The organism is Pseudomonas sp. AC239 (genome assembly GCF_979258545.1).
In genome coordinates, this window is sequence record NZ_OZ409864.1 from 1,717,656 (window position 1) to 1,729,715 (window position 12,060).

Here is a 12,060-nt window from a genome sequence, read left to right on the forward strand (position 1 = left end):
CTGCGTGAAAGTAACAAAACCGGCAAATCTGAATCGCGTGCTGCGTCACAAGTCGGACAGAGCAGCAGAAATCGCTGAGCCTGTTAAAATGCCGGCCCATTTCGTCAACGACTCCCGAATTTTCGTATGTCCCGACTCAATCCCCGGCAGCAAGAAGCCGTGAACTACGTCGGCGGCCCTCTATTGGTGCTCGCCGGTGCTGGCTCCGGCAAGACCAGCGTGATCACGCGCAAGATCGCGCACCTGATCCAGAACTGCGGCATCCGCGCCCAGTACATCGTCGCCATGACCTTTACCAACAAGGCCGCGCGCGAAATGAAAGAGCGGGTCGGCACCCTGTTGCGTGCCGGCGAAGGACGCGGCCTGACCGTCTGCACCTTCCACAACCTGGGCTTGAACATTATCCGCAAGGAGCATGCGCGGCTGGGCTACAAACCCGGTTTCTCGATCTTCGACGAGACCGACGTCAAAGCCCTGATGACCGACATCATGCAGAAGGAATACGCAGGCGACGACGGCGTCGACGAAATCAAGAACATGATCGGCGCCTGGAAAAATGACCTGATCCTGCCCGCTCAGGCCCTGGAGAATGCGCGCAATCCCAAGGAACAGACTGCCGCCATCGTCTACACCCACTATCAGCGCACGCTCAAGGCGTTCAACGCGGTAGACTTCGACGACCTGATCCTGCTGCCGGTAAAGCTCTTCGAGGAACACGCCGACATTCTCGAAAAGTGGCAGAACAAGGTGCGCTACCTGCTCGTCGACGAATACCAGGACACCAACGCCAGCCAGTACCTGTTGGTGAAGATGCTGATCGGCAAGCGCAACCAGTTCACCGTGGTGGGTGACGACGACCAGTCGATCTACGCCTGGCGTGGCGCGCGCCCGGAAAACCTGATGCTGCTCAAGGACGACTATCCGTCGTTGAAAGTGGTGATGCTCGAGCAGAACTACCGCTCCACCAGCCGCATCCTGCGATGCGCCAACGTGCTGATTTCGAACAACCCGCACGAATTCGAAAAGCAGCTGTGGAGCGAGATGGGCCACGGCGACGAGATCCGCGTGATCCGCTGCCGCAACGAGGATGCCGAAGCCGAGCGCGTGGCCATGGAAATCCTCAGCCTGCACTTGCGCACCGATCGTCCGTACAGCGATTTTGCGATTCTCTATCGCGGCAACTATCAGGCCAAGCTGATCGAATTGAAGCTGCAGCACCATCAGGTGCCGTATCGCCTGAGCGGCGGCAACAGCTTCTTCGGTCGCCAGGAAGTGAAGGACCTGATGGCCTACTTCCGCCTGATCGTCAACCCGGATGACGACAACGCCTTCCTGCGCGTGATCAACGTGCCGCGCCGCGAGATCGGCTCGACCACCCTGGAAAAGCTCGGCAACTACGCCACCGAGCGCAAGATCTCGATGTACGCCGCCACCGACGAAATTGGCCTCGGCGAACATCTCGACAGCCGCTTTACTGATCGCCTGGCGCGCTTCAAGCGCTTCATGGACAAGGTCCGCGAGCAGTGCGCCGGCGAAGATCCGATCTCGGCGCTGCGCAGCATGGTCATGGACATCGACTACGAGAACTGGCTGCGTACCAACAGCTCCAGCGACAAGGCCGCCGACTACCGCATGGGCAACGTCTGGTTCTTGATCGAGGCGTTGAAAAACACCCTCGAGAAAGACGAAGACGGCGAGATGACCGTCGAGGACGCCATCGGCAAACTGGTGCTGCGCGACATGCTCGAGCGCCAGCAGGAAGAAGAGGACGGCGCCGAAGGCGTGCAAATGATGACGCTGCACGCCTCCAAGGGCCTGGAATTCCCCTACGTGTTCATCATGGGCATGGAAGAGGAAATCCTCCCGCACCGCTCCAGCATCGAAGCCGACACCATCGAAGAAGAACGCCGCCTGGCCTACGTGGGCATCACGCGCGCCCGCCAGACCCTGGCCTTCACCTTCGCTGCCAAGCGCAAGCAGTACGGTGAAATCATCGACTGCGCGCCGAGCCGCTTTCTGGATGAGCTGCCGCCGGACGATCTGGCCTGGGAAGGCAACGACGACACCCCGACTGAGGTCAAAGCCGTGCGTGGCAATAGCGCATTGGCCGATATACGCGCGATGTTAAAGCGCTAGAATCGACTACTTTTTAATCTACCTTCGGCGCCCATCGCGCCAACAGAGGAAGCTGTTGTGGAAGCACTGCACAAAAAAATCCGCGAAGAAGGCATCGTGCTTTCCGATCAAGTCCTGAAAGTCGACGCTTTCCTGAACCACCAGATCGACCCGGCCCTGATGAAGCTGATCGGTGACGAATTCGCCGCGCTGTTCAAGGATTCGGGGATCACCAAGATCGTCACCATCGAAGCCTCGGGCATCGCCCCGGCGATCATGACCGGGCTGAACCTCGGCGTGCCGGTGATCTTCGCCCGCAAGCAACAGTCCCTGACCCTGACTGAAAACCTGCTCTCGGCGACCGTATACTCGTTCACCAAGAAGACCGAAAGCACCGTGGCCATTTCCCCGCGCCACCTGACCAGCAGCGATCGCGTGCTGATCATCGACGACTTCCTGGCCAACGGTAAGGCCTCGCAAGCGCTGATTTCGATCATCAAACAGGCCGGCGCCACCGTGGCCGGTCTGGGCATTGTCATCGAGAAGTCGTTCCAGGGCGGCCGCGCCGAACTGGACTCGCAGGGCTACCGCGTTGAATCGCTGGCTCGCGTGCAATCGCTGAAGGATGGCGTCGTTACCTTCATCGAGTAACCATGCAATATCCCTGTGGGAGCGGGCTTGCTCGCGAAGGCATTGTCTCAGTCACCCTGTTGAGTGAATGACACACCGCTTTCGCGAGCAGGCTCGCTCCCACATTGGGTTCTGGGGGGAGTTATTGCGCGGTGGCTTTGAGGCCGGTGAGCAGCAGGCGCAGAAACAGGTCCTCCTTCAAGCCTTCCGGGTTCGTCAGCTGCATCCGCTCAAGGTGTTCCGGGAACGCCGAAGCCTCCGGCGCATCCAGCGCTGCCTTGCCCAATTCCAGAATCTCGGTCAGCTTGAACTTGCTCTTCAGCCAGTTCAGCGCCCGCAGCAGATCCCGTTCGATCGCGGTGAAATCACAACCCAGCGGATACTCCGGGAACAGGTTCGGATGTCGTGCGGCAATCGCCTGCAAACGTTGCGGTGTGTTGTCGGCGAAGCGCGGATCGAGGCGGAAGTCCTTCGGCAGTTTGCCAACCTTTTGCGCCTGTTCGATCAGTCCCGGCTGGAACCGGGAGTCGCTGATATTGAGCAACGCTTCGATCACCGCTGCGTCGGATTTGCCGCGCAGGTCGGCAATGCCGTACTCGGTAACGACGATGTCACGCAGATGCCGCGGAATCGTGCAGTGGCCGTAATCCCAGACGATGTTGGAGCTGACCTCGCCGCCCGACTCACGCCAGCTGCGCAGGATCAACATCGATCTCGCGCCCTCCAGCGCGTGACCCTGGGCAACGAAGTTGTACTGGCCGCCGACACCGCTGAGCACACGTCCGTCTTCAAGTTGATCGGCCACACCCGCACCGAGCAGGGTCATGGTGAACACGGTGTTGATGAAGCGCGCATCGATGCGCTGCAAGCGCTTGAGCTCTTCCTGGCCGTACAGCTCGTTGATATAGCTGATGCGGGTCATGTTGAATTCAAGCAATTTGCTTTGCGGCAACTCGCGCAGCCGTTCGTAAAAACTGCGCGGGCCAAGGAAGAAGCCGCCGTGCACCGAGATACCGTCGGGCTGCGTGGCTTCGTCGAGTATGCCGGCGTTGGCCTGCTCCTGCGTCGGCACATCCGGATAGACCTTGCGCCGAATGATCCCGGCATCCGCTAGCACCAGCAGGCCGTTGACGAACATTTCGCTGCAGCCGTAAAGGCCTTTGGCAAATGGCGCGGTGCCACCCTCGCGCTGGATCAATTGCGCCCATTGGCTGAGGTTGATGTCATCGAGCAACGCCTGATAGCCGGCGTTATCGGCCTGCCGCGCGAGTAACGCGGCGGTCAACGCATCGCCCATCGAACCGATGCCGATCTGCAACGTGCCGCCATCGCGCACCAGCGTGCTCGCATGCAAGCCAATGAAATGATCCTGAAACCCCACCGGCATGTTCGGCGTTGAAAACAGCGTGCTGCTGTCCTTCTCGTCGATCAGCAGATCAAACGTGTCGATGTCGACTTCCGCATCGCCGGGCATGTACGGCAGATCCGTATGCACCTGGCCGACCAGCACGATGGTCTCCCCCGCCTCACGGCGCTTGGCGATCATCGGCAACAGGTCGAGGGTGATGTCCGGGTTGCAGCTCAGGCTCAAGCGATCAGGGTGTTCGCTGCTGCTGGCCAGTAATTGCGCCACCAGATTGAGACCCGCTGCATTGATGTCGCGGGCGGCATGGCTGTAATTGCTGCTGACGTAATCCTGCTGCGCCGGCGCGCTGTTGAGCAGACTGCCCGGCTGCATGAAGAACTGTTGGATGCGGATGTTGGCGGGCAGGCTGTCGCGCTGCAGATCAGCGAGGAAATCGAACTCAGGATAGTCACCAAACACGCGCTCGACGAAGGGCTCGATAAAACGCTTCTGCAAGCCATCGCCCAGATTCGGCCGACCGAGGCACAACGCGGTATAGATCGTTAGCTGCCGTTCGGGCAGCTCCTTGATCCGCCGGTACAGCGCGTTGACGAAGTGATTCGGCTTGCCCAGCCCCAGCGGCAGGCCCATGTGGATGTGCGCCGGCAAACGCGCCAGCACATCGTCCACCGCCTGTTCGATCGAACACAACTGCACCATCTGAAGCCTCCCGCCCGTTCCGTTGATAGGGGTAGACCGAGATTGCCTTGAGTTTGCTGCAAAGGACAGCATTTGGTTTGGAGGGATCAGGGCTTGAATGAATCGGAAACCAGAAACCACAGGCACAAAAAAACCGTCCGAAGACGGTTTTTTTCAAAGCCGGCGCTGATTACAGACCGGACATCTCTTTGATCGCGCCCTTGAGCTCTTCATCGGAGCAATCGGCGCAGGTGCCTTTCGGCGGCATGGCGTTGATGCCGGTGATGGCCTTGGCGAGAATGCCGTCCAGACCACCCTGATGATCGGCCCGCTCCTTCCAGGCTGCCTTGTCGCCGATCTTCGGCGCGCCAAGCAGGCCCGTGCCGTGGCAAGCGTTGCAGTGCTTGGCGATCACGTCTTTAGGTGCCTTCGCCCCGCCACCGCCGCCAGCCGTCGCGGCCACTTCCATACCCTTGCATTCCTGCCCTTGGACACACACCTGGCCGACGGGCTCGAGGCGTTTGGCGATGTCGTCATTTGTCGCAGCTTGAGCGCTGACAGCCCAGAGGGCCAGTACGGTTGCTGGTGCGGCCAGCATTTTCATAATTAGGTTCACGCGTTCACCCTCAATGGTGGCTATTCACGCCTGCGGCCACGGTTCGCAGGCGGGCGCAAGTATAGCGGGTAGGCCGCTGTACTGAAACAACCCCATGGTTAGAGGGGTCTTGTAGCGCATCGGTAAATCGTTTCGGGGGCCTCTGCCGTATTGGCCCGGCGCCTTCTGCTTAGAAATTCGCAGGCGTGGCTGCGCTGATTAGTCGCGCCGGTACGTCGAACGGGTTACGGAAACGATGCGGCTTGGTACTTTCAAAATAGTAGCTGTCGCCAGCTTCGAGGATAAAAGTTTCCAGCCCTACCACCAGCTCGAGGCGACCTTCCACCAGAATCCCGGTTTCCTCGCCCTCGTGGGTGAGCATTTCTTCGCCGGTGTCGGCGCCCGGCGGGTAGATTTCGTTGAGGAAGGCGATGGCGCGGCTCGGATGGGCCCGGCCGACCAGTTTCATGGTCACGGCGCCGTCGGAGATGTCGATCAGCTCGTTGGCCTTGTAGACGATCTGGGTCGGTTGGTCCTGCAGGATCTCTTCGGAAAAGAACTCGACCATCGACATGGGAATGCCGCCGAGCACCTTTCTCAGCGAACTGATCGAAGGGCTGACGCTGTTCTTTTCGATCATCGAAATGGTGCTATTGGTGACGCCCGCGCGTTTGGCGAGTTCACGCTGGGAAAGCCCTTTGAGCTTGCGGATCGATTGCAGTCGTTCACCGACGTCCAAGGCGGGAGCCTCCTGATGTTGTAAGAATATTGAGCGTTATCATGGCGACAGCGTTCAGTATTTACAACACTTGGCCCCCGCAGCGGCGTCAACCCTCGGAATAGAGCCTTGGCACCCGTTTCAGGTTGCAGAAGATCTGATACGGGATGGTATCGGCCCACTTTGCCACGTCGCTGGCGAGGATGTTTTTACCCCACAGCTCGACAGTTGAACCAAGCCCCGCTTCCGCTACGTCGGTCAGATCGATGCAGAGCATGTCCATCGACACGCGCCCCAGCAGGCGACTGGATTTGCCGGCCACCAGCACCGGCGTGCCGGTCGGCGCCTGGCGCGGGTAGCCGTCGGCGTACCCCATGGCGACCACACCGATGCGCATCGGCTTGTCGGTGATGAATCTGGCGCCATAGCCGATCGGTTCGCCGGCCGGCAATTCACGCACACTGATGACTTTCGATTCGAGGGTCATCACTGGTTGCAGGCGTTCAGCGACGGCGTTGGCTTCTTCGAACGGGGTCGCGCCGTAGAGCATGATGCCCGGGCGGACCCAATCGCTTTGGATTTCTGGCCAACCGAGCACGGCTGGCGAGTTGCGCAGGCTGACTTCCGCCGCCAGACCCTGACGCGCCGCTTCGAACACCGCGACCTGCTCGGCGCTGCTTTGCGCGTGCAATTCATCGGCGCGGGCGAAGTGGCTCATCAACACGATTTTCGCGACTTTGCCGCTGGCCAGCAGACGTTGATATGCCGCAGGGTAGTCTTTCGGATGCAGACCGACGCGGTGCATGCCGGAATCTAGCTTCAGCCAAACAGTAATCGGCTTGCTCAGCGCTGCCTGTTCGATCGCTTCGAGCTGCCACAGCGAATGCACCACGCACCAGAAATCATGCTCGACGATCAACGCCAGCTCGTCGGCTTCGAAGAAGCCTTCCAGCAGCAATACCGGCGCGCGAATCCCAGCGGAACGCAGCTCCAGTGCTTCTTCAATGCAGGCCACCGCAAATCCGTCAGCCTCGGCTTCCAGCGCCTGGGCGCAACGCACCGCGCCATGGCCATAGGCGTCCGCCTTGATCACCGCGAGCGCCTTGGCGCCGGTGACTTCACGGGCAATTCGGTAGTTGTGACGCAGGGCTTGAAGGTCGATCAGGGCACGGGCAGGACGCATGGCGGCAGACTTCTGGGCGGTCATGGGAAGAAAAACCGGCGCTGACTGACGGCGTGAACCGCCAAGAGCACCGGGAGAGGGATCTTGGAACCGTTATGGCAGCGCGGCGACGATGGAGATCTCCACCAGAATGCTCGGCTTGGCCATCTTCGCTTCGACGGTGGCGCGGGCCGGAGCAGCGCCTTTTGGCAACCACTGGTCCCACACCGCGTTCATCCCGGCGAAGTGCGCTTCGATGTCGTTCAAATAGATTGTCGCCGACAACAGATGCTGCTTGTCGGTCCCGGCCAGATCGAGCACGCGCTCGATATTGGCGAGCACGTCGCGGGTCTGCTGTTCAATTCCGGCGTCGAAGTCGTCGCCGACCTGCCCGGCCAGATACACGGTGCCGTTGTGGCTGACGATCTGACTCATGCGCTCATTGGTGAGCTGGCGCTGGATTGACATGTTTTGCGGACTCCTGGGTCTGGTTGCCGTAACGGGAAATATCGAGGCCTTCGGCGCTGATCTGCGGCTTTTTCTTCGCCATCAGGTCGGCGAGCAAACGGCCGGAACCACAGGCCATGGTCCAGCCGAGCGTACCGTGACCGGTGTTGAGGAACAGATTCTTGAACGGCGTGGCGCCAACGATCGGCGTACCGTCCGGCGTGGTCGGGCGCAGGCCGGTCCAGAAACTCGCTTCGGCCAGATTGCCGCCCTGAGGATAAAGGTCGTTGACGATCATCTCCAGGGTTTCGCGCCGACGCGGGTTCAGCGACAGGTCAAAACCGGCGATCTCGGCCATGCCGCCGACGCGGATGCGGTTGTCGAAACGGGTGATCGCAACCTTGTAGGTCTCGTCGAGAATGGTCGACGTCGGCGCCATGGCAGGATCGGTGATCGGCACGGTCAGCGAATAGCCCTTGAGCGGATACACCGGAGCCTTGATGCCCAACGGCTTGAGCAACTGCGGCGAGTAGCTGCCGAGCGCCAGCACGTAGCGGTCAGCGGTTTCCAGCTTGCCGTCAATCCACACACCGTTGATGCGATCACCGGCGTAGTCGAGTTTCTGGATGTCCTGGCCGAAACGGAATTCCACACCGAGCTTGCGCGCCATTTCGGCGAGACGGGTGGTGAAGATCTGGCAGTCGCCGGTCTGGTCGTTGGGCAGACGCAGCGCGCCAGCGAGAATATCGGTCACGCCGGCCAGAGCCGGCTCGGCGCGGGCGATGCCGGCGCGGTCGAGGACTTCAAACGGCACGCCTGACTCTTTCAGCACGGCGATGTCTTTGGCGGCGTTATCCAGTTGCGCCTGAGTACGAAACAACTGCGTCGTGCCGAGGCTGCGACCTTCGTAGGCGATACCGGTTTCGGCGCGCAACTCATCGAGGCAGTCACGGCTGTACTCGGACAGACGCACCATGCGCTCCTTGTTCACCGCGTAACGGCTGGCGGTGCAGTTGCGCAGCATTTGCGCCATCCACAGGTATTGGTCGATATCGGCGGTGGCCTTGATCGCCAATGGCGCATGGCGTTGCAGCAGCCACTTGATGGCCTTGAGCGGCACGCCCGGCGCGGCCCACGGCGAGGCGTAACCCGGCGAGACCTGGCCGGCGTTGGCGAAACTGGTCTCCATGGCCGCAGCAGGCTGCCGGTCGACCACCACCACTTCGAACCCGGCACGCGCCAGATAGTAAGCACTGGCGGTACCGATGACGCCGCTACCCAAGACCATGACGCGCATTTTCAATCCCTCATCGCGGCTTTCCGCCGAGCTGTGTTGTTTAGAGCAATGATGAGCGCAGTGTAAAAAAGAAATGCCAGTGCTTTTCACTATATAAGCGCCTATATTTGGCGACAATTCTCGGCAAAAACCCTTTTCACGGAGGCGCATCCCCTATGCGTACCAACACTCAGACCAAACGTGAGCTGGACAAGATCGACCGCAATATCCTGCGCATCCTCCAAGCGGACGGGCGGATTTCCTTCACCGAACTGGGGGAAAAGGTCGGCCTCTCGACCACGCCGTGCACCGAGCGCGTGCGGCGTCTGGAGCGCGAGGGGATCATCATGGGCTACAACGCCCGGCTCAATCCGCAGCATTTGAAGGGTAGCCTGCTGGTGTTCGTCGAGATCAGCCTCGACTACAAATCCGGCGACACATTCGAAGAATTCAGACGCGCGGTGCTGAAGCTGCCGCATGTGCTGGAGTGTCATTTGGTGTCGGGGGATTTCGACTATCTGGTAAAGGCGCGGATTTCCGAGATGGCGTCGTATCGCAAACTGCTCGGCGACATTCTCTTGAAGCTGCCGCATGTGCGTGAATCGAAGAGCTATATCGTCATGGAAGAGGTGAAAGAAAGCCTGTGCCTGCCGATTCCGGACTGAAATCGGCGGCGTCCCCTTCGCGAGCAGGCTCGCTCCCACATTTGAAATGCAATCTCCTGTGGGAGCGAGCCTGCTCACGAAGACGTCGACTCGGTCTGAACTGAACGCAACGGCTAAACCAACACCTGCCGATTCGCCGCCATGTACTGGAAAATCTGCTTCTCGACCCGCGGATGAATCAGCTCCACCGGCCGCCGCTCGTTCGGGCATGGCAGCGTCTTGGTGGTACCAAACAAGCGGCAGATCAGTGGTCGCTCTTCATACACCGTGCAGCCATTCGGCCCCAGGTGCACACAGTTGAGTTCTTCCAGCGCGGCATCCTGCTCGGCGCGGGTCTTGCGCGGCAGCCGGGCCATTTCCTCGGGCGAAGTGGTCACCGGCCCGCAGCAGTCGTGGCAGCCCGGCACGCAGTCGAACGTGGGAATCTGCTGACGCAGGGTGCGGATTTTCTGGCTGTTGCAGCTCATTGAAACGGTGACCAAAGTGGCGGGCTGATGATTGTGCCGCAAAAGCCCGGATCCAGACACCGGAGGCCGACCGATGTTGCCCACGTTCGGGCGTGCGGCTTATGCTCCGTCAAATTTTCTCGACACTCAGCCGTTGGATGATGCCCATGACCGCCCGCGCCCCGACCACCGCGAGCCAACCCCACGTTGCCTCTTATTACGCCGCCAGCAGCCTGCCGCAGCCTGACCATCCCGTGCTGCAAGGCGAGGTGGTGGCGGATGTCTGCGTGGTCGGCGGTGGCTTTTCCGGGCTGAATGCCGCGCTGGAACTCGCCGAACGCGGTTTCAGCGTGGTGTTGCTGGAAGCGCACCGGATCGGCTGGGGCGCCAGCGGTCGCAACGGCGGGCAGTTGATTCGCGGTGTCGGCCATGGCCTGGATCAGTTCGCCAACGTCATCGGTGCCGAAGGCGTGCGCGAGATGAAACTCATGGGCCTGGAAGCGGTGGAGATTGTCCGCCGGCGCGTCGAGCGTTTCGGCATTGCCTGCGACCTGACCTGGGGTTACTGCGACCTCGCCAACAAGCCTTCCGATCTCGACGGTTTTGCCGAAGACGCCGAAGAGTTGCGCGGCCTCGGTTACCGCTACGAAACCCGTCTGTTGCAGGCCAGTGAAATGCACACCGTGGTCGGTTCCAAACGCTATGTCGGCGGCTTGATCGACATGGGCTCCGGGCATCTGCATCCGCTGAATCTGGCGCTGGGCGAAGCGGCAGCGGCGCAGCAACTGGGCGTGCAGTTGTTCGAGCGTTCGGCCGTGACGCGCATCGATTACGGCCCCGAAGTGAAGGTACACACCGCGCAAGGCTCGGTGCGAGCGAAGACGCTGGTGTTGGGCTGCAATGCCTATCTCAATGACCTCAACCCGCAACTGAGCGGCAAGGTCCTGCCCGCCGGCAGCTACATCATCGCCACCGAACCGCTCAGCGAAGAGCAGGCGCACAACCTGCTGCCGCAGAACATGGCGGTCTGCGACCAGCGGGTAGCGCTGGATTACTACCGGCTCTCGGCGGATCGACGTTTGCTGTTCGGCGGCGCGTGTCATTACTCGGGACGCGATCCGAAAGATATCGGCGCCTATATGCAGCCGAAGATGCTTGAAGTGTTCCCGCAACTGGCCGGGGTGAAAATCGATTATCAGTGGGGCGGGATGATCGGCATCGGCGCCAACCGCCTGCCGCAGATTGGCCGGCTCGCCGACCAGCCGAACGTGTATTACGCCCAGGCGTATTCCGGGCATGGAGTGAATGCCACTCACCTGGCCGGCAAGCTGCTGGCCGAGGCGATCAGTGGGCAGCATGGCGGCGGCTTTGATCTGTTCGCCAGGGTGCCGCACATCACCTTTCCCGGCGGCAAGCACTTGCGCTCGCCGTTGTTGGCGTTGGGGATGCTGTGGCATCGGCTGAAAGAGTTGGTCTGACGAATCAGGATCGTTCCCACGCTCCGCCTGGGAATGCATCCAGTGACGCTCTGTGTCACAGCGGACGCAGAGCGTCCGGGGCGGCGTTCCCACGCAGAGCGTGGGAACGATCTGTGTTATTCAGATCCGCCAAAACGGCTTCAACCCCTCCTCCCTTGCCTGCTCTCGCGTCAGCCCGACATCCTTGAGCTGCTCCGTCGTCAATCCCAACAAAGCCTTGCGCGTGTGCAGACGATGCCAGAACAGGCCCCAGCGACTGAGGCCGGACGGTGCGTTACGCAGCAGATTGCGCGCGCTGTCCTTCTGCCCTGCCGCCAGTTCCTGACTGTGTAACGTCAGCCGCACATCGCTCAAGCCGTTCATTTTCGTTGCTCCTGTTTACTTGGGTAGCCAGAGATTCCATGATGCGCGGGCAAGCAAAACCATTACAGACTCAAAGAACCTGTATTAACTCCATACAGATTTGCCGATTCGCCGACTGAAT

At 60.6% G+C, this 12,060-nt stretch carries 12 protein-coding genes; 4 read left to right on the forward strand and 8 right to left on the reverse strand.

All coding sequences use genetic code 11. The features are described from left to right. Positions 1 to 126 precede the first annotated feature (126 nt). Both rep and ACZ0AZ_RS08005 read left to right on the forward strand, forming a co-directional pair. Positions 127 to 2,136: a DNA helicase Rep gene (gene rep / locus ACZ0AZ_RS08000; protein WP_016772574.1), complete on the forward strand. Its 2,010-nt coding sequence runs from the start codon at positions 127 to 129 to the stop codon at positions 2,134 to 2,136. Positions 2,137 to 2,193: 57 nt separating this feature from the next. Then, positions 2,194 to 2,766 (forward strand): xanthine phosphoribosyltransferase, encoded by a 573-nt coding sequence (locus ACZ0AZ_RS08005; protein WP_016772573.1) that lies wholly within the window; start codon positions 2,194 to 2,196, stop codon positions 2,764 to 2,766. Positions 2,767 to 2,887: 121 nt separating this feature from the next. On the opposite strand, the gene ACZ0AZ_RS08010 is transcribed toward ACZ0AZ_RS08005, so the two are convergent. From ACZ0AZ_RS08010 to dadA, 6 genes are all read right to left on the reverse strand, one after another. Continuing rightward, a complete protein-coding gene (locus tag ACZ0AZ_RS08010; protein ID WP_463537169.1) occupies positions 2,888 to 4,810 on the reverse strand; it encodes an acetyl-CoA hydrolase/transferase C-terminal domain-containing protein in 1,923 nt (640 codons plus the stop codon). A gap of 169 nt (positions 4,811 to 4,979) precedes the next feature. After that, entirely contained in the window at positions 4,980 to 5,393 is a 414-nt protein-coding gene (locus ACZ0AZ_RS08015; protein WP_039757383.1) for a c-type cytochrome, read from the reverse strand. 181 nt (positions 5,394 to 5,574) lie between these two features. Beyond that, positions 5,575 to 6,123 carry a cupin domain-containing protein gene (locus ACZ0AZ_RS08020; protein ID WP_016772566.1) on the reverse strand — a complete coding sequence of 183 codons (549 nt, stop codon included), beginning with the start codon at positions 6,121 to 6,123 and terminating at the stop codon, positions 5,575 to 5,577. Positions 6,124 to 6,211: 88 nt separating this feature from the next. Continuing rightward, entirely contained in the window at positions 6,212 to 7,285 is a 1,074-nt protein-coding gene (gene alr, locus ACZ0AZ_RS08025; RefSeq protein WP_129998087.1) for an alanine racemase, read from the reverse strand. A gap of 93 nt (positions 7,286 to 7,378) precedes the next feature. Then, entirely contained in the window at positions 7,379 to 7,732 is a 354-nt protein-coding gene (locus ACZ0AZ_RS08030; RefSeq protein ID WP_463537170.1) for a RidA family protein, read from the reverse strand. Continuing rightward, a complete protein-coding gene (dadA, locus tag ACZ0AZ_RS08035; RefSeq protein ID WP_463537171.1) occupies positions 7,704 to 9,008 on the reverse strand; it encodes a D-amino acid dehydrogenase in 1,305 nt (434 codons plus the stop codon). Before dadA ends, ACZ0AZ_RS08030 begins: the two co-directional genes overlap by 29 nt. Positions 9,009 to 9,163: 155 nt before the next feature. On the opposite strand from dadA, the gene ACZ0AZ_RS08040 reads away from it, so the two are divergent. Then, the gene (locus ACZ0AZ_RS08040; protein ID WP_010465173.1) at positions 9,164 to 9,652 is read left to right on the forward strand and encodes an Lrp/AsnC ligand binding domain-containing protein; all 489 of its coding nucleotides are present in this window, start codon (positions 9,164 to 9,166) and stop codon (positions 9,650 to 9,652) included. Positions 9,653 to 9,765: 113 nt separating this feature from the next. Here ACZ0AZ_RS08040 and ACZ0AZ_RS08045 read toward each other — a convergent pair whose 3' ends face one another. Beyond that, positions 9,766 to 10,119: a YkgJ family cysteine cluster protein gene (locus ACZ0AZ_RS08045; protein ID WP_039757789.1), complete on the reverse strand. Its 354-nt coding sequence runs from the start codon at positions 10,117 to 10,119 to the stop codon at positions 9,766 to 9,768. 146 nt (positions 10,120 to 10,265) lie between these two features. Here ACZ0AZ_RS08045 and ACZ0AZ_RS08050 point away from each other — a divergent pair, with 146 nt between their 5' ends. Further along, complete coding sequence (locus tag ACZ0AZ_RS08050; protein ID WP_463537172.1) at positions 10,266 to 11,576, forward strand: NAD(P)/FAD-dependent oxidoreductase; 1,311 nt, start codon at positions 10,266 to 10,268, stop codon at positions 11,574 to 11,576. Positions 11,577 to 11,696: 120 nt separating this feature from the next. On the opposite strand, the gene ACZ0AZ_RS08055 is transcribed toward ACZ0AZ_RS08050, so the two are convergent. Further along, positions 11,697 to 11,939, reverse strand: coding sequence for a DUF1127 domain-containing protein (locus ACZ0AZ_RS08055; protein ID WP_463537173.1), 243 nt, complete (start codon positions 11,937 to 11,939; stop codon positions 11,697 to 11,699). Positions 11,940 to 12,060 lie beyond the last annotated feature (121 nt).